Raw genomic sequence first — 17760 nt, 5'->3', positions numbered from 1 at the left:
CATGGGCGCCGGACACGCCCACCGCCTCTACCGCGCCGGGCACTCGCCCGTGCACGCGCTGCCCCCGCACACGAAGCTCGCCGCGGTCTTCTGCTTCGTCGTGGTCGTCGTCTCGACGCCGCGCGAGGCGATGTGGGCGTTCGCGCTGTACGCGGCGCTGCTCGGGACGGTGGCGTACGCGGCCCGGGTCCCGGCGGGCTATCTGCTGAAGCGCCTGCTGATCGAGGTCCCGTTCGTCGCCTTCGCGGTCCTGATGCCGTTCGTCGCGGAGGGCGAACGCGTGCATGTGCTCGGCATGTCGCTCAGCGAGAGCGGACTGTGGGGCGCGTGGAACGTCCTGGCGAAAGGCACGCTGGGGGTGGCCGCGTCGGTCCTCCTGGCGTCGACGACGGAGCTGCGGGAGCTGCTCCTCGGCCTGCAACGCCTGAAACTGCCACCCCTCCTCGTCCAGATCGCCTCCTTCATGATCCGCTACGGGGACGTCATCACGGACGAGATGCGGCGCATGAAGATCGCGCGGGAGTCGCGCGGCTTCGAGGCGAGCGGCGTCCGCCACTGGGGCGTCCTCGCCAAATCGGCCGGGGCGCTGTTCATCCGCTCCTACGAACGGGGCGAGCGGGTGCACCTGGCGATGGTCAGCCGGGGCTACGCGGGATCGATGCCGGTGATCGACGAGGTGACGGCGTCGCGGGCGCAGTGGTCCTCCGCGCTGGCCCTCCCGTGTGCGGCGCTCGTGGTCTGTCTGCTGGGATGGACGCTGTGACTGCCTCTCTCGAAGTTTCCGGCCTCGCCTTCGCCTACCCCGACGGCCACCAGGCCCTCTTCGGCGTCGACCTGACGATCGCGAAGGGCGAGCGAGTCGCACTGCTCGGCCCGAACGGCGCCGGCAAGACCACCCTCGTCCTGCACCTCAACGGCATCCTGACCGGCGGCGCGGGCACGGTGACCGTCGCCGGGCTGCCCGTCGACAAGCGGAACATGGCGGAGATCCGCCGCAAGGTCGGCATCGTCTTCCAGGACCCCGACGACCAGCTGTTCATGCCGACGGTCCGCGAGGACGTGGCCTTCGGCCCTGCCGCGGCCGGCATGAAGGGCCCCGAGCTGGAAGCCCGGGTCCGCAAGGCGCTCGCCTCGGTCGGCATGGCGGAGTACGCGGACCGGCCCCCGCACCACCTCTCCTTCGGCCAGCGCCGCCGGGTGGCGGTCGCCACGGTCCTCGCCATGGAACCGGAGATCCTCGTCCTGGACGAACCGTCCTCCAACCTGGACCCGGCCTCCCGCCGCGAACTCGCCGACATCCTGCGCTCGCTGGACGTGACGGTCCTCATGGTCACGCACGACCTGCCCTACGCCCTGGAACTCTGCCCGCGCTCGGTGATCCTCAGCGAGGGCGTCATCGCGGCGGACGGCGCGACCGGCGACCTGCTGACGGACGAGGACCTGATGCGCGCCCACCGCCTGGAGCTGCCGTTCGGGTTCGACCCGAAGTCGGTGGCGGGGAAGACGGCTTGAGCGGGATCACGGCGGAGCAGGTGGTCACGCCCCGCCTGGACCTCCTCCCGCTGGAGGTGGCGCACGCGCCCGAGATGGCGGGCGTGCTCGGCGACCCGGACCTGCACACGTACATCGGCGGCACCCCGCACACCCCCGATACCCTGCGCGCCCGCTACGCGCGCCTGACCGCGGGCTCCCCCGACCCGGCGGTGACCTGGCTGAACTGGGTGATCCGGCTGCGCGCCGAGTCCTGCCTGACGGGCACGGTCCAGGCGACGCTCAACGGCCCCGTCGCGGAGGTCGCGTGGGTGGTGGGCACGCCGTGGCAGGGCAGGGGCATCGCCGGGGAGGCGGCGCGGGGGCTGGCCGACTGGCTGGCGGGTGTGCGGCAGGTGCGAACGCTGATCGCGCACATCCACCCCGACCACTCCGCGTCCGCCGCCGTGGCGAGGTCCGCCGGGCTCGCCCCGACGGATGCGGTCCAGGACGGCGAGATCCGTTGGAGCCGCACCCTGTGACGTAGCGGCGGATCGGAATGGGCAGACACCCATGCCTGTTGCACCCACCGTGGATACAGCAGTGAACGGCACGATCGCCCCCGGATTCGAAGGCGTCGGGGCCGCCTTCGCCAGGAACTTCGAGGAGGCCGGGGAGCGTGGCGCGGGCGTCGTCGTCTACCGGGACGGCCGCAAGGTCGTCGACCTGTACGCGGGGACACGCGACGTGGACGGGGACGAGCCCTGGGAACCCGGCACCGCGCAGATCCTGCGCTCCGCCACCAAGGGCGTGTCCGCCGCCGCGCTGCTCCTGCTGCACCAGCGCGGAGAGCTGGACCTGGACGCGCCGGTCGGGGCGTACTGGCCCGAGTTCAAGGCGCGGGGCAAGGAGGACGCGCTCGTCCGGCACGTACTGGCACACCGCGTCGGGGTCCCGGCCCTGGACCGCCCGCTGACCCCCGCCGAGGCCGCCGACCACGACCACGCTGCCGCCGCCGTCGCCGCGCAGGCCCCCACCTGGGCGCCCGGCACGGACCACGGCTACCACGCGCAGACGTACAGCTGGCTCACCGGCGAGCTGGTGCGCCGGGTCACGGGACGCTCCCTCGGCGCGTTCGTCGCCGACGAGATAGCCGGCCCCGCCCGCGCCGACCTGTGGATCGGGCTGCCCGCCGCACAGGCCCACCGCGCCGGCCGCGCAGGCCCGACCGAGGCCCCGGTCGTGCCCGGCGCCCCGCGCGCCAAGCCCAAGCGGGCCCTGGTCGAGGCGTACACGAACCCGCAGTCCCTGACCCGGCGGGCCTTCGACTCGATCACCCCGGCACCGGACGAGAACGACCCGGCGTACCGCGCCGCCGAACTCCCCGGCTCCAACGGCATCGGCACGGCGGAGGGCCTGGCCCGCTTCTACGCGTCCCTGATCGGCGAAGTGGACGGCGGGCAACGCCTGTTCACCCCCGCGACCCTGCGACTGGCCCGCACGGAGGCCTCGTCCGGCCCCGACCGCGTCCTCGCCGTCCCCTCCCGCTTCGGCCTCGGCTACATGCTCCACGGCATCGCCTCCCCACTCCTCACCCCGCACTCCTTCGGCCATCCGGGCCGCGGCGGCGCCCTCGGCTTCGCCGACCCGGAGACGGGCATCGCGCTCGGCTACGTCACCAACGGGATGCGGCAGGGCGTGACGGCGGACCCGCGGGCGCAGGCGCTGGTGCGGGCGGTGCGCGAGGCCGTCGGGGCGGCGCGATCCGGTTGATCCACGACCGCTGACCTCCGCCCGCTCCCCGAGTAGCGTCGGGATCATGACACGTTTCGAGGGACACGCGGCCATGGTCACCGGCGCGGGACGCGGCATCGGTGCCGCCATCTCCCGTCGTCTCGCTTCCGAGGGCGCTCACGTCCTCGTCACCGACGTCGACATGGACGCGGCGGAGAAGATCGCCGGGGAGATCCGGGAGCGGGGCGGCACCGCCACCGCGCACCTCTGCGACGTCGGCGACCGGGGATCCGTCGAGGCGGCCGTCGCCGCCGCCGTCGAGAACTTCGGGCGGCTCGACGTCCTCGTCAACAACGCCTACGCCTGCCACCCCGACGCCCCGCTCTTCGAGGACGAGGACGACGAGACGTGGGCCGTCGACCTCGACCTCACCCTCACCGGCACCTATCGCTGCTGCAAGGCGGCCATGCCGCACCTCGCCGCGTCCGGGCGCGGCGCGATCGTCAGCATCGGCTCCGTCAACGGCCTCCAGGACTTCGGCAACCACGCCTACAGCGCCGCGAAGGCGGGCCTCGTCTCCCTGACCCGTACGCTCGCCGGGCACGCGGGCCCGCGCGGCGTCCGCGTCAACCTCGTCGCCCCGGGCACCGTCCGCACCCCCGCCTGGACGGGCCAGGGCCGCGACCCCGACGTCATGCGCGACCTGTATCCGCTGGGCCGCGTCGGCGAACCGGAGGACATCGCGGCGGCGGTGGCGTTCCTGGCGTCCGGCGACGCGGCGTGGGTGACGGGCGTGACGCTCCCCGTGGACGGCGGCATCACGGCGGTGCAGACGGGGTTCAAGCGCTCGGCCCCCTGAAGGAACACCGAGGGGAACTCACCCCGCGTGCAGCATCAGCCCGATCCCCGCCACCATCACGCCCGCCGCCACGATCCGCGGCAACCCGAACCGCTCCTTGAAGAACACCGCCCCGATCGCCGCCCCGACGATGATCGAGGACTCCCGCAGTGCGGAGATCGGGGCCAGGTCCGCGCGCGTCTGTGCCCAGATCACCAGGCCGTACGCGCCCACGGACAGCGCGGCGCCGAGGAGGCCCAGCCGAGCGAACGGCCGTAGCCGACCGAGCAGTTCGCCGCGCCAGCGGTACGCCGCGTACACCGGCACCGCGATCCCTTCGATGATCATCAGCCACGCGATGTACCCGGTCGAGGTGCCGGACTCGCGGACCCCGAGCCCGTCCACCACCGTGTACGCGGCGATGGAGACCCCGGTGGCGAGCGCCGCCCCGATCGCCTTCCAGTCGGGCCGCCGCCCTGATCCGCGTAGCCCCCATACGGCGAGCCCGGTCAGGCCCGCGCACGACACCGCGACGCCCGCCGCCTGCCAGCCGCCCGGTACCTCGCCCGCGAAGAGGGCCGCGAGGACGGTCACGACCAGCGGGGACGTGCCGCGCGCGATCGGGTACGCCTGGCCGAAGTCGCCGAGTCGGAAGGATGTGATCAGCAGTGCGAAGTACACGATGTGAATGACTGCCGACAACACCAGGTACGGCCACGCGCCCGCCGCCGGGAACGGCACGAACGGGGCCATCAGCAGCCCGATCAGCGCGCCGCCCCCGGAGATCAGCGTGAAGCCGACGAGTTTGTCGGTGATGTGGTGGGCCAGCGCGTTCCAGGACGCGTGGGTGACGGCCGCGAGCAGGACCGCGGCGGCGACTATCGGAGGCACGGGTGGGCGGCTCCGCTCAGCCGGCGCCGTTGAGCAGCATCTCGCGGACGATCGGGCCCGCCGAGTCGCCGCCGTGGCCACCCTGCTGCACCACCGCCGCCGAGGCGAGGTCGCCGCGCCAGGCCGTGAACCAGCCGTTGGGCTCCTTCTGCCCGTCGACCTCCGCCGAACCGGTCTTCGCGCCCATGTCGGAGCCGAGCCCCGCCATCGGCTTGACCGCCGTACCCGCGATCGCCGTGTAGTGCATCAGCTCCCGCAGGGACGCCACGGTCCCGGCCGACATGGTCCGCGACGCCTTCGCCAGCGCACGGTTGTCGACGTCCGGCGAGACGAGGTAGGGCTGGTGGAAGGTGCCGGACTTCACGGTCGCCGCGACCGACGCCATGTTCAGCGGGTTCATCCGCACCCCGCCCTGCCCGATCAGCGACGCCGCCATCTGCGCCTCCGACTGCACGGGGACCGAGCCGTCGAAGCTGGGCACGCCGATCGCCCAGTTGTTCAGCCCGAGCCCGAAGACCTGCTGCGCCTGCTTGGTCAGCGAGTCGTCGTCCAGCTTCGGGGCCTGGCTGATGAAGGCGGTGTTGCAGGACGCGGCGAAGCTCGCCTTGAACGTGCCGTTCTTGATCTGGAACTTGTCGTCGTTCTGGAACTTCCAGTGCCCGTACGTGAAGTACTTCGGGCACGGGTGCTTCTTGTCGACCCCGGCAAGCCCCTTCTCCAGGAGCAGCGACGACGTGATGACCTTCATCGTCGAGCCGGGGGCCAGCGAGCCCTGGAACGCCGTGTTGAAGCCGGGGCTGGAGTTGGCCACACCGAGGATCTCGCCGGTCGAGGGCCGCAGGACGACGACGGACGCGCGTTCGCGCTTGGCGACCTGCTGCTCGGCCGCCGTCTGCACGGACGGGCTGATCGTCGTCTTCACTGTGCCGGGCGTGCCCTCGGTGAGGGTGAGCAGCGTCTTGTCGGGCACGGCGTTCTTCTCCGAGGCCTTGCCGGACCCGCCCGCCGACTCCTTGCGCACGACGCGCAGTTCGACGCCCGCCGTGCCGCCCGCCTTCTTGCCGTACTTCTCGCGCAGCCCGTCGATGACGGTCCCGAGCGACGGGTACTTCTTCGCGGTCAGTTCACCGCCCGCACGGTCCACCGCCTTGATCGGCGGATCGCCCGCCTCCCCGGTGACGAGCCGGTCGCCGTCCTTCAGTTCGGGGTGCGCGACGGACGCCTGCCAGCCGACGAGGACCTTCCCGTCGCTCGCGCGCCGCACGGCCGTCAGCGCCGAGTCGTACGCGTACGGCTTGCTGATCCCCGGCCCGCCGGCCTTCTTCTCGTACGAGACCGTCGACGTGACGTGGAAGGGGACCTTGGCGCCCGCCGGGGCACCCGGGGCGACCTTCACGCCGGTGAGGCGGGCGTCCTTGGCGAGCGAGGTGAGCGCGGCCTGCGCGGCGGTCACGTCGTCGGTGTACGAGGCCGCCTTCGCCGCGTCGCCGGACTGCCAGGCGGCGAGGAACGCGTCCGCCACCGCGTGGACCTCGGCGGCGCTCGGCGGCCCGGAGGGCATCTTCGGCTTGTCGTCCGACGCGGCCGCGGCGGAGGCCCCCGTACCGCTGTCCATCAGCGCGTACGCGCCGACGCCCGCCCCGACGACAGCGACCACGGCAGCCGCCCCGATCACCAGTGTGCGGGTGTTGCGGCGCTCGGGTTCCCTGCGCCTGCCTCTGGTGCCCAACGTCGTCCTCCGGTGCTCTGCGGGTGGCCCAAGGTTACGGGGTGGCCCAAGTCGCGGCTGTTGTAGGACAGAACGCCGTACAACGGCCCTTGGTTTCGTTACGATCCGGCGCGCAGCACGGACGCCACGATCGGCCCCGCCGCGTCGCCGCCGTGTCCGCCGCCCTCGACCATCGCGGCGGCGGCGACGTCGCCCCTGAAGCCCGTGAACCAGGAGTTGGAGACGGCCTGGCCGCCGACCTCCGCCGAGCCCGTCTTCGCCCCGATGTCGCCGCCGAGCCCGGCCATCGCGTGCGTGGCGGTGCCGATGGACGAGGTCGCCGTCGCCCGCATCATCTGCTTCAGCTGGGCGACGGTCGAGGCGGGCAGCCCCTGCGCGGTGGCGAGTTGACGGTCGCCGAGCTTCGGGGAGACGATCACCGGCTGCCGGAAGGCGCCGGTGATTGCGGTCGCCGTGACCGAGGCCATGTTCAGCGGGTTCATCGTGACCTTGCCCTGGCCGATCATCCCGGCCGGGTCGTCCGAGTCCCCGTTGACGGGCACGGAGCCGTCGTACGAGACGATCCCGGTCTGCCAGTCCTTGCCGAGGCCGAACCGGTCCTGCGCCTCGGCCGCGAACCTGTCCGGGCGCAGCTCGTCGGAGAGCTTGATGAAGGCGGTGTTGCAGGAGCGCTGGAAGCTGCTGGACAGCGTCGCGCCCTCGTCGGGTGCCATGTTTTCGAGATTGTGGAAGGTCTGGCTCAGCGCGGGGGCCTCGTTCGGGCAGGGCGCCGAGCCCGTCATCGAGGTGACACCGTTGTCGATCAGCGCCGCCGCGGTGATGATCTTCATCGTGGAGCCGGGCGCCAGCTTCGCCTCGAACGCGGCGTTCCACGCCCCGTAGCCGTGGTTGGCGACCGCGAGCACCTCACCGGTGGACGGCTTCACCGCGACCACCGCCGACTTCGGGAACTTCGCCGCCGACTGCTCGGCCGCCGCCTGCGCGCTCGCGCTGAGCGTCGTGCGCAGCGTGCCCGGCTTGCCCTTGGCGAGGGTGAGGAGCGTCTTGGCGGTGGTCGTGCCCTCGGCGTCCTGACGCTGGATGAACGTCTCGACGCCCGGCGTGCCTCCGGCCGAGTCCCCGTACCGGGCGCGCAGCGTCTCCAGGACCGGCCCGAGCGAGGGGTACTTCTCCTTGCTCAGCACCGCCCCGTTGCGGTCCACCGCCTGGATGGGCGGGGCCGCCGACTCGCCGGTGAGGAGCGTGTCGCCCTCGCGCATCTCCGGGTGCAGGACCGAGGGACGCCACTGCACCAGCGGCCGCCCCGTCGTCTCGCCGCGCACGACCGTCAGCGCCGAGTCGTACGACAGCGTCCTGCTCACCTCGTCGAACTGCACGGTCGCCCTGACCTTGAAGGGAACCTCCGCCCCGGCCGGCGTACCCGGCGTCAGGACGGTGCGCGTGACGTGCGCGTCGTCGTGCCAGCCGGTGAGGGCGGGCAGCGCGCTGTCCGCGTAGTTCGTGAGACCGGCCGCCGTGGCCACGTCGTTCTTCGCCCACGCCGCGAGGAACTTCCGCGACGTCTCCCTGATCTCCTCGCTCGTCGGCGGCCCGCTCCTGCGCGTCGCCGTGACCGACGTGCCGCCACCGGTGTCCGACACCGCCGAGACGATGTTGAACGCCCCGTACCCGGCACCGCCCACCATCGTGGCGAACACTCCGCCCACGATGGCGACCTTGACGCCCTTGCGCATCACGCGCCCCCTCCCCAGGTTGACCAAGGGACTGTAGGCACGCGGGGGCCCCGATACGCAGGGCGTTTTCCAGATGGTGTCCGAAGGTGTCCGAAGAGTGATCGGGGAGACGGCCGAAACCCGGTCAGATCCAGGTATCGAGCCACATCCGTGAACGCCACGAGTCGATCGGGATCGCCGTCCCCGTATAGATCGGCCAGAAGTAGACGAAGTTCCAGGCGATCAACAGGACCAGGACCCCCGCGCTCGCCGCGCCCGCGACCCGGCGGCGGTCGCTCGCGCCGGGGCGGCCGATGACCGCGCCGAGGAGCATCGCCAGGGCCAGGCAGAGGAACGGGGCGAAGACGACCGCGTAGAAGTAGAAGATCGTGCGTTCCTGGTACTGGAACCAGGGGGCGTAGCCCGCGACGACGCCGCAGACGATCGCGCCCGCCCGCCAGTCGCGGCGGAAGAACCAGCGCCACAGGACGAAGAGCAGCGCGAAGCAGGCCGCCCACCAGAGCAGCGGGGTGCCGAGGGCGAGGACCTCGCGGGCGCACTTGTCCGCCGCGTCCGCCGGGCAGCCCTGCCGGCCCGCGGAGGGGGACTCGTAGAAGTAGGAGACCGGGCGGCCGTCGACCATCCAGCTCCAGGGGTTGGACTGGTAGGTGTGCGGCGAGCTGAGATGGGTGTTGAACTCCCAGACCTCGTGCTCGTAGTGCCACAGGCTGCGCACCCAGTCGGGCAGCCAGGTGAAGTGGCCGCCCTTGCCGGCGGTCGCCGCCCAGTCGCGGAAGTAGCCGCCGGAACCGTCGGCGGGGGAGAGGATCCAGCCCAGCCAGGAGAGGACGTAGGTGGCGATCGCGACCGGGACGGTGGCGACGAACGCCGGGACGACGTCCCGCTTCAGGACGGCCAGGTAGGGGCGGTGCGCGCCCGCCACGCGCCGCGAGCCCACGTCCCACAGCACCGACATCAGCGCGAACGCGGCCAGGTAGATGAACCCGTTCCACTTCGTGCCCGCCGCGAGGCCCAGGCAGAGGCCGGCGAGGAGCCGCCACGGGCGCAGGCCGAGGCGCAGGGTCTCGGCGATGTGGGCGTCCGGGCGGACCAGGCCGTGTTCGTCGACCGGGAGCGCCGCCGCGAGCCGTTCGCGGGTCCGGTCCCGGTCCACGAGCAGGCAGCCGAACGCCGCCACCACGAAGAAGACGAGCACCGAGTCGAGCAGCGCGGTCCGGCTCATCACGAACGCCAGGCCGTCGACCATGAGCAGCGCCCCGGCCAGGCAGCCGAGGAACGTCGAGCGGAACAGGCGCCGCCCGATCCGGCACACCATCAGCACGCACAGCGTCCCGAGGACCGCCGTCATGAACCGCCAGCCGAACGGGTCGAACCCGAACATCCACTCGCCGACGCCGATGACGTACTTGCCGACCGGCGGATGCACGACGTAGGAGGCGTCCGTCGGGACGGGGACGTGCCCGTTCTTGTCGAGGATCAGGTCGTTGGCGTTCTTGGCCCAGTTCACCTCGTAGCCGCGGTGGATGAGCGCCCACGCGTCCTTGGCGTAGTACGTCTCGTCGAATATCACCGCCTTGGGGCTGCCGAGGTTCCAGAACCGCAGCACACCGGCGACGAGCGTGACGAGCAGCGGGCCCGCCCAGCCGAGCAGCCGCCCGGCCTGCCCCGCGGTGAACCGGCTCAGGCCGAACGACGCCCACAGCCGGGACGACGGCGCGGGATACGGCGGCACGAGGCGTGCGCGGACGTCGCCGCCGCTCTCCGGCGCCCGGTACCCGAACCGGCGCAGGCCGTGCAGCCACGCCGACGACGGCCGCCGCCCGGTGGGCGGTTGCTCGGGCGGGGCGCTGGTCGGGGCCGGGTGGGACGACGACGCGGTACTGGTCACCGCGCCATCGTAGGGAACGGCGCTGTGCGAGTCCCGTGCACGGGCCCGACTCGGCCGCACCCGCCGCATCGCGGGGACGGCACGGCGCCGCGGCCCTGCGAGGATGGACGGGTGACAGGAAGCCCCGATCCCCAGAACGCCGGAACGCTCGTACTCGCCGGCACGCCCATCGGCGACGTCGCCGACGCGCCGCCGCGGCTCGCCCAGGAACTGGCCACCGCCGATGTCGTCGCCGCCGAGGACACCCGCCGCATGAAGCGGCTCGCGCAGGCGCTCGACGTTCAGGTCGGCGGGCGTGTCGTCTCCTACTTCGAGGGCAACGAGGCCGCCCGCACACCGGAGCTGGTCGAGGCCCTGGCGGGCGGCGCGCGCGTGCTGCTCGTCACCGACGCGGGTATGCCGTCCGTCTCCGACCCGGGCTACCGGCTCGTCGCCGCCGCGGTCGAGCGGGACATCCGGGTCACCGCCGTGCCGGGCCCGTCCGCCGTGCTCACCGCGCTCGCGCTCTCCGGACTGCCCGTCGACCGGTTCTGCTTCGAGGGGTTCCTGCCGCGCAAGGCGGGCGAACGCCTCAGCCGCCTCAAGGACGTCGCAGGCGAGCGCCGCACCCTCGTCTACTTCGAGGCTCCGCACCGCCTGGACGACACGCTCGCCGCGATGGTCGAGGCGTTCGGCGAGGACCGCCGCGCCGCCGTCTGCCGCGAGCTGACCAAGACGTACGAGGAAGTGAAGCGCGGGCCGCTGAAGGACCTCGCCGCATGGGCCGCGGACGGCGTACGGGGCGAGATCACCGTCGTCGTGGAAGGCGCCCCGGAGAAGTCCGGCGACGACCTCACCCCCGAAGAGCTGGTACGCAGGGTGCGGGTGCGGGAGGAGGCGGGGGAGCGGCGCAAGGAGGCGATCGCCGCCGTCGCCGCCGAGGCCGGGCTACCCAAAAGGGACGTGTTCGATGCCGTGGTGGCGGCAAAGAATGCGGCGCGAGAGACCCCATAAGGGCGTAAAGGACTAACCTGAAAAGCAAAGCGAAGACCGGGTGTCACGGCTGTTCAGGCAGGGAAAGCCCAAATCGGCTCCAATAGTCGACAGGGCTTTTGCGCCCGGCCCGGCGGAGGCGTCCACTGGTTGAAGGGACGCACCCGTCCCCACGCTGCCCGCGGGCAGCGCTTGTCCAGCGGACAAGAGGAGCCGGCATGAGCGAGTTCGCAGTCTCCAGTACGTCGACCGGTGCTGCAACGCCCATCACACCCCCGTCCATTTCTTCGACACGCGGCGCGGCGATATCCATCGCCCACGAGTCGTACGCGTTCGCCTGCATGCGGTGCGGGCACGGCTGGGAGCAGTCGTACGAGATAGAGCACCATGTCGACGGGGACGGCGCGCCCTACGTGCGGTACGTGGCGGACGGTACGCGGGTGCCGTCGCCGCTGACCCGGCCCACCTGCCAGAACTGCGACGGGCACGTCCTGCGGATCATGCGGGCTGGCCGCGTCTCCTCGGCACAGAACGTGCTGCACACCTCGCGCCACGACGAGACGCCCGCCGCGGGCCCGGTGGAGGCTCCCGGGCCGGCGGCCGGGGAAACGGCGCCGCCCTCCCCGGACGGGCAGCGCCACCACTGGCACCTGTCCGACCTGCTGCATCCCTTCAGCCACCACCACGGCAAGGAGGCGTGAGCGCGGCTCCGCGGAACGGGTTCGTAAAATCGGGGCCATGAGCTCCGACCGTGCCAAGGACGTCACCCCGCCCCCGCTGCCCGCACCGCTCGCGGTGGAGGTCGCCGACTCCCACACCCACCTGGACATGCAGGCGGGCACCGTGGAGGAGGGCCTCGCCAAAGCGGCGTCGGTGGGCGTGACGACCGTGGTGCAGGTCGGCTGCGACCTGGCCGGGTCGCGCTGGGCCGCGGACGTCGCCGGGCAGCACGCGCGCGTGCACGCCACCGTCGCCCTGCACCCGAACGAGGCGCCCCGCATCGTCCATGGGGACCCCGACGGCTGGTCCCGGCAGGGAGCGCGACAGCCCCTCGGTGACGCCGGGCTCGACGAGGCGCTCGCCGAGATCGACAGGCTCGCCGCGCTCCCGCAGGTCAAGGGCGTCGGCGAGACCGGCCTCGACTACTTCCGCACCGGCCCCGAGGGCAAGGCGGCCCAGGAGCGCTCGTTCCGCGCCCACATCGAGATCGCCAAGCGGCACGGCAAAGCGCTCGTCATCCACGACCGCGAGGCCCACGACGATGTGCTACGCGTCCTGAAGGAAGAGGGCGCGCCCGAGCGCACCGTCTTCCACTGCTACTCCGGCGACGCCGAGATGGCCCAAGTCTGCGCCGAGAACGGCTACTTCATGTCGTTCGCGGGCAACGTCACCTTCAAGAACGCGCAGCCGCTGCGCGACGCCCTCGCCGTCGCCCCGCTCGAACTGGTCCTCGTCGAGACCGACGCGCCGTTCCTGACCCCGGCGCCGTACCGCGGACGGCCTAACGCGCCGTATCTCATTCCGGTCACGCTGCGGGCGATGGCGGCGGTCAAGGGCGTCACGGAGGAAACCCTCGCCACGGCGGTCTCCGCCAACACGGCCCGCGCGTTCGGTTACTGACCGATAACGCGCGCCCGCGCACCGTCGACGAGGCATGCGCAACGCCGCGACACTGCGTCACCGACCTGCTTTGGAGAGTGACCGCTCCTCCGCTAGGTTCTGCTCGCCCGATCCGCCCCGCCCGGGGTACGGACCCCTGGAGCGGCTGGAGCGTCGTCGTGAGCAATACGCCGTACGAGACGTACGAGGACACGTACGGCCCTTACGTTCCGCACGCCCGGTACGGGGGGCCTCCGGCGGCGGTTCCGGATCCGAGGGTGGCGGCGCCGCCGTACGAGGGCGGGGCGGACCCGTACCCGGAGGGGACCGGACAGGGCCTGTACGCGGCGCCCGATCTCCAGGTCGCGGCGGACGCCCACGCCGCGCCGGGCCCCTACCCCCTCCACGACACCTACCGCCCCGCCTACACCTACAGCCGCACCGCCGGGCCCGGGCCCACTCCGGCCGCACCCGTGCCCGTACCCGTACCCGTACCGGAAACCGTGACCGGTCGGGGTGCCGCCCGGAGGGCCGCGCGGCGGAGGAAGGCCGAGCAGCGGCCCGAGACGTTGCGGCGGCTCGTGCCGCAGGCGCTGGTCGTCGCGTTCCTGGCCGGAGGCACCACCGCGTTCGTCGCCGACGACAAGGCGATCCGGCTGAACGTCGACGGCAAGGAGCGCACCCTGCACACCTTCGCCGACGACGTCACCGAGCTGCTCGCGGACGAGGGCGTCGACGTCGGCGCCCACGATGTGATCGCGCCGGGCCGCACCGCCGCCCTAACCAGCGGCGACGAGGTCGCCGTCCGCTACGGCCGCCCCGTCCGGCTCACCCTCGACGGGCAGAGCCGCCAGGTGTGGACGACCGAGCGCACCGTCGACGGGGCGCTGAGACAGCTCGGGGTGCGGGCGGAGGGCGCGTACGTCTCCGCGTCCCGGTCCCGCCGCATCGAGCGCCACGGCCTCGACCTGGACGTACGGACCGAGCGGAGCGTCACCGTCATGGCCGACGGCCGCCGCCGCACCATCCGCACGAACGCGGCGACCGTCGGCGAGGCCGTCGACGCCGCCGGGGTCCGGCTGCACGGCCAGGACACCACCTCCGTACCGGCGCAGAGCTTCCCCCGCGACGGGCAGACGATCACCGTGATGCGGGTGACCGGCGGGAAGGAGGTCCGCGAGGAGATCGTCCCGTTCGCCACCGAGCGCATCGACGACCCGGCCCTCTTCCAGGGCACGGAGGTCGTCACGCAGGCGGGTGAGTCCGGTATGCGCCGGGTCACGTACGCGCTGCGCACCGTCAACGGCGTCAAGCAGAAGCCGCGCCGTCTGAAGGCGGAGCCGGTGCGCACCCCCCGTACGCAGATGATCCGGGTCGGGACGCGGCCGCTGCCCAGCTCCGTGGCGGGCGCCGACACCCTCAACTGGTCCTCGCTGGCCGCCTGCGAGTCCGGCGGCAGCCCCGCCGCCACCGACACGACCGGCACCTACGGCGGCCTCTACCAGTTCGACACGCAGACCTGGCACAGCCTCGGCGGCGCGGGCCGCCCGCAGGACGCGCCCGCCGCCGAGCAGACGTACCGGGCGAAGAAGCTCTACGTGCGGCGCGGCACCAGCCCCTGGCCGCACTGCGGGCCCCGGCTGCACGGGTGAACCCGGGGCGGCGCCGCCCCGTACCCTTGAACGGTGAGCACCCCTGACCCCCAAGGCCCCCTGTTCGGCGCCGCCGACATCCGCGAGCTTGCCGCCGTCCTCGGCGTCCGCCCGACCAAGCAGCGCGGCCAGAACTTCGTCATCGACGCCAACACGGTCCGCCGGATCGTCCGCACCGCGGAGGTCACCGCGGACGACGTGGTCGTCGAGGTCGGTCCGGGCCTCGGCTCGCTCACCCTGGCGCTGCTGGACGTCGCCCGGCACGTGACCGCCGTCGAGATCGACGACACGCTCGCCGCCGCGCTGCCCGCCACTGTCGCGGCCCGCATCCCGGCGAAGAAGGACGCCTTCGACCTGGTCAACATGGACGCCATGCAGATCACCGCGGTCCCGGGCCCGGCCCCGACCGCCCTGGTCGCGAACCTCCCGTACAACGTGGCGGTCCCGGTCCTCCTGCACATGCTCGACACCTTCCCGACCATCGAGCGCACCCTCGTCATGGTCCAGGCCGAGGTCGCCGACCGGCTCGCGGCGGGCCCCGGCTCCCGCGTCTACGGCGTCCCGTCCGTCAAGGCCAACTGGTACGCCGAGGTCAAGCGCGCGGGCAGCATCGGGCGGAACGTGTTCTGGCCCGCCCCGAACGTCGACAGCGGCCTCGTCTCCCTCGTCCGCCGCGCCGAGCCGGTCGCCACGACCGCGTCGAAGGACGAGGTCTTCGCCGTCGTCGACGCGGCGTTCGCCCAGCGCCGCAAGACGCTGCGCGCCGCGCTCGCCGGGTGGGCCGGTTCGGCCGCCGCGGCGGAGGCGGCGCTCGTCGCCGCCGGGGTCTCACCGCAGGCACGCGGCGAGGCGCTGACGGTCGAGGAGTTCGCCCGGATCGCCGAGCACAAGCACGAGGAGACGGCCGCGTGAGTGTGACCGTACGCGTCCCCGCCAAGGTCAACGTCCAGCTCGCGGTCGGCGCCGCCCGCCCCGACGGCTTCCACGACCTGGCCAATGTCTTCCTCGCGGTCGGCCTCTACGACGAGGTGACGGTGGAGGAGGCGCCGGCTTTCGAGATCACCTGCACGGGCCCGGGCTCCGACCAGGTCCCCCTCGACCGTACGAACCTGGCGGCGCGCGCCGCGATCGCGCTGGCCGAGCGGCACGGGCTGGGCGGTGACGGGCCGGGCGAGCCGAAGGTCCGTATCCACATCGCCAAGGACATCCCCGTGGCCGGCGGCATGGCGGGCGGCTCCGCCGACGCGGCGGGCGCGCTCCTGGCCTGCGACGCGCTATGGGGGACCGGCGCTTCGCGCGACGAACTCCTCGACATCTGCGCCGAGTTGGGCAGCGACGTGCCGTTCAGTCTGGTGGGCGGGGCGGCGCTGGGCACGGGCCGGGGCGAGAAGCTCGACGTCCTCGACGTCAGGGGGCAGTTCTGGTGGGTCTTCGCGGTCGCGGACGGGGGTCTGTCGACGCCCGCCGTGTACCGGGAGTTCGACCGTCTGACGCCGGACGCCCCGGAGCCCGTCGCCTCGCCCGCGCTCCTGGAGGCGCTCCGCACCGGCGACGCGTCGGCCCTGGCGGCCACCGTCACCAACGACCTCCAGCCCGCGGCCCTGTCCCTCTTCCCGTCCCTGAAGGCGACGCTCGACGCGGGTACGGGGGCCGGGGCGCTGGCCGCGCTGGTCTCCGGCTCCGGGCCGACCACGGCGTTCCTCGCGGCGGACGAGGCGGCCGCGCGCCGGGTCGCCGCCGCGCTGACCGCCTCCGGGACCTGCCGGACCGCGCGCGTGGCGGCGTCGCCCGCGCCGGGCGCCTCGCTCGTCACCGGGTGAGACGCCCGGACGCCGTGCTCAGGGGCGGGGCAGCGAGACGTTGGTGACCGGCAGCTTCGTCTCCGTGCCCGCCACGTAGAGGTCGCGCGTCGCCGTGCGCAGCACGAAGACGCCGTCCTCCGCGCGGATCCGCGCGGACATGACGAACGTGCCGTCCTCCTCCGTGGTGACCTTCACGCGGGACTGGCTCTCCCAGTACGTCTGCAGGAAGACCTCGATGTCCTGGGGGTCGACACCCCGGGGCACGGTCACCTTCCCCTCGACGGTGAGGATGTCGCCCTTCTTCACCTTCTTCTTGTTCACCTTGTACGTGAGCGAGGTCGGCTTGGTCGCGGCGTGCACGGTGGTCTCGTCGAAGTAGCCGTCCTGCGGGGTGTTCAGGTCGCCGTCCTCGTCCCACATGGCGGTGATGTGCACGTCCTGCTGGACGTTGAGCAGGCTGCTGCCGGTGGTGTGGTCGATACGGACGTCCGGGATCGTGAACCTGCCGTTCGCGTCGGTGACCGGGGTGCCCAGGTCCCGGGGCTCGTAGTAGGCGGGGTCGATCGGGTCGCTCCACGGGTTCCAGGTCGTGAACTGCACGACCTCCTGGACGGTGACCGGGACGTTCGGCGCGGGGGTGCCGTCGGCCTTGGTGACGGTGCCCGTGACGTCGACGGTGCGGTGGTCGTAGTCGGTGCCGGTCGGGTCGGTGGTCACGTCGACGACGTAGGGGTCGCCGGGCGCGGGGTCCGCCGAGGCGGCGGGGGCGGTCAGGGCGGCGGTCGCGAGCAGCAGGGCGGCGGTGGCGGCGAGCCGCGTCGGCAGGGTGGGTGCAGGCACGTTCGAACTTCCTTTTCGGTCAGGGTCCGAGGATGTGCGCCGGGCGGCACCGGTTCCGCCGCGGCGCGGGGTGTGCGACGCACCCGGTTCGACGGTGGGCCCGGGGCGGGAGTTGTCCGGTCCGGGGTTGCCGTTACGCGGCTGTGGCAAGGGGTGGATTTGTCCCGGTTACGCGTTCACCTGGGAGTTGCCGGAGGTACTCATCCCGGACGTGAGTACGGGGGCGCTGCCGCGCGGGGGCGGGAGGCGTCACGCTGCGTCCATGAACAACACGGGTCCGCATTGTCGTGACCGCCGCCGCCGCCGCCGTCATCGTCGTCTGCGTCGCGCCGCCGTTCCGCTCGGCACGGTCGCCCTCTTCGGGCTGCACGCGGCGATGGCGTCCCGGGGACACCCGCTGCCGCCGCCCGCGCTCGGGCAGGGGCGGATCGCGCGGCCGCGGGAGGTCGTGGTGCTCGTCCGCCACCGCCGCAGGCGGCCGTAGCGGTGTCGCGGCCGCGCCGCCGTCGTGGCTGATCGCGCAGTTCCCCGCGCCCCTGAGGCCCAGCGGCTCCGCCACGCCTTCCCCCGAGGGCGCCCCCGAGAACGCGCCCATGAGATGACGCACGAAGT

General features: G+C 72.8%; 17 protein-coding genes. 12 read left to right on the top strand and 5 right to left on the bottom strand.

The window, feature by feature from the left end; all coding sequences use genetic code 11:
* Position 1 precedes the first annotated feature (1 nt).
* The 5 genes from cbiQ to C1N81_RS21725 are packed head-to-tail and all read left to right on the top strand — an operon-like array spanning position 2 to position 4063.
* Entirely contained in the window at positions 2-763 is a 762-nt protein-coding gene (gene cbiQ / locus C1N81_RS21745) for a cobalt ECF transporter T component CbiQ (RefSeq protein ID WP_394431584.1), read from the top strand.
* Positions 751-1512: an energy-coupling factor ABC transporter ATP-binding protein gene (locus tag C1N81_RS21740; RefSeq protein ID WP_394431582.1), complete on the top strand. Its 762-nt coding sequence runs from the start codon at positions 751-753 to the stop codon at positions 1510-1512. The genes cbiQ and C1N81_RS21740 overlap by 13 nt, the downstream gene beginning before the upstream one ends.
* Positions 1509-2012 carry a GNAT family N-acetyltransferase gene (locus tag C1N81_RS21735; protein ID WP_394431580.1) on the top strand — a complete coding sequence of 168 codons (504 nt, stop codon included), beginning with the start codon at positions 1509-1511 and terminating at the stop codon, positions 2010-2012. The genes C1N81_RS21740 and C1N81_RS21735 overlap by 4 nt, the downstream gene beginning before the upstream one ends.
* A 31-nt stretch (positions 2013-2043) precedes the next feature.
* Positions 2044-3243, top strand: coding sequence for a serine hydrolase domain-containing protein (locus C1N81_RS21730; RefSeq protein ID WP_394431578.1), 1200 nt, complete (start codon positions 2044-2046; stop codon positions 3241-3243).
* A 46-nt stretch (positions 3244-3289) separates the two neighbouring features.
* Positions 3290-4063, top strand: coding sequence for an SDR family NAD(P)-dependent oxidoreductase (locus C1N81_RS21725; protein ID WP_394431576.1), 774 nt, complete (start codon positions 3290-3292; stop codon positions 4061-4063).
* 18 nt (positions 4064-4081) lie between these two features.
* Here the strand turns inward: C1N81_RS21725 and C1N81_RS21720 are convergent, their stop codons facing one another.
* From C1N81_RS21720 to C1N81_RS21705, 4 genes are all read right to left on the bottom strand, one after another.
* Positions 4082-4933, bottom strand: a complete 852-nt coding sequence (locus C1N81_RS21720; protein WP_394431574.1) for a DMT family transporter — start codon at positions 4931-4933, stop codon at positions 4082-4084.
* Between the two features lie 16 nt (positions 4934-4949).
* On the bottom strand, positions 4950-6662 hold the full coding sequence (locus C1N81_RS21715) for a penicillin-binding transpeptidase domain-containing protein (RefSeq protein ID WP_394431572.1): 1713 nt from the start codon (positions 6660-6662) through the stop codon (positions 4950-4952).
* Positions 6663-6760: 98 nt separating this feature from the next.
* Positions 6761-8395 carry a penicillin-binding transpeptidase domain-containing protein gene (locus tag C1N81_RS21710; RefSeq protein WP_394438131.1) on the bottom strand — a complete coding sequence of 545 codons (1635 nt, stop codon included), beginning with the start codon at positions 8393-8395 and terminating at the stop codon, positions 6761-6763.
* A 124-nt stretch (positions 8396-8519) separates the two neighbouring features.
* Positions 8520-10283 (bottom strand): dolichyl-phosphate-mannose--protein mannosyltransferase, encoded by a 1764-nt coding sequence (locus C1N81_RS21705; protein WP_394431570.1) that lies wholly within the window; start codon positions 10281-10283, stop codon positions 8520-8522.
* Positions 10284-10394: 111 nt separating this feature from the next.
* Between C1N81_RS21705 and rsmI the strand changes: the two genes are divergently transcribed.
* The 6 genes from rsmI (at position 10395) to C1N81_RS21675 (ending at position 16326) form a co-directional block, all read left to right on the top strand.
* Complete coding sequence (gene rsmI, locus C1N81_RS21700) at positions 10395-11276, top strand: 16S rRNA (cytidine(1402)-2'-O)-methyltransferase (RefSeq protein WP_394431568.1); 882 nt, start codon at positions 10395-10397, stop codon at positions 11274-11276.
* Positions 11277-11473: 197 nt separating this feature from the next.
* On the top strand, positions 11474-11956 hold the full coding sequence (locus C1N81_RS21695) for a hypothetical protein (protein ID WP_394431566.1): 483 nt from the start codon (positions 11474-11476) through the stop codon (positions 11954-11956).
* A 37-nt stretch (positions 11957-11993) separates the two neighbouring features.
* Entirely contained in the window at positions 11994-12875 is an 882-nt protein-coding gene (locus tag C1N81_RS21690) for a TatD family hydrolase (RefSeq protein WP_394431564.1), read from the top strand.
* A gap of 158 nt (positions 12876-13033) precedes the next feature.
* Positions 13034-14506 (top strand): ubiquitin-like domain-containing protein, encoded by a 1473-nt coding sequence (locus tag C1N81_RS21685; RefSeq protein WP_394431562.1) that lies wholly within the window; start codon positions 13034-13036, stop codon positions 14504-14506.
* A gap of 33 nt (positions 14507-14539) precedes the next feature.
* On the top strand, positions 14540-15418 hold the full coding sequence (rsmA, locus tag C1N81_RS21680; RefSeq protein WP_394431560.1) for a 16S rRNA (adenine(1518)-N(6)/adenine(1519)-N(6))-dimethyltransferase RsmA: 879 nt from the start codon (positions 14540-14542) through the stop codon (positions 15416-15418).
* A complete protein-coding gene (locus C1N81_RS21675) occupies positions 15415-16326 on the top strand; it encodes a 4-(cytidine 5'-diphospho)-2-C-methyl-D-erythritol kinase (protein WP_394431558.1) in 912 nt (303 codons plus the stop codon). The genes rsmA and C1N81_RS21675 overlap by 4 nt, the downstream gene beginning before the upstream one ends.
* Before the next feature lie 18 nt (positions 16327-16344).
* Here C1N81_RS21675 and C1N81_RS21670 read toward each other — a convergent pair whose 3' ends face one another.
* On the bottom strand, positions 16345-17148 hold the full coding sequence (locus C1N81_RS21670; RefSeq protein ID WP_394431556.1) for a transthyretin-like family protein: 804 nt from the start codon (positions 17146-17148) through the stop codon (positions 16345-16347).
* A 262-nt stretch (positions 17149-17410) separates the two neighbouring features.
* Here C1N81_RS21670 and C1N81_RS21665 point away from each other — a divergent pair, with 262 nt between their 5' ends.
* Positions 17411-17632 (top strand): hypothetical protein, encoded by a 222-nt coding sequence (locus tag C1N81_RS21665; protein WP_394431554.1) that lies wholly within the window; start codon positions 17411-17413, stop codon positions 17630-17632.
* Positions 17633-17760: the final 128 nt, after the last annotated feature.

It is taken from the genome of Streptomyces sp. SGAir0957 (assembly GCF_043523415.1).
Note: the sequence above shows the minus strand (reverse complement) of the source record. Positions and strands in the feature narration are given on the sequence as shown.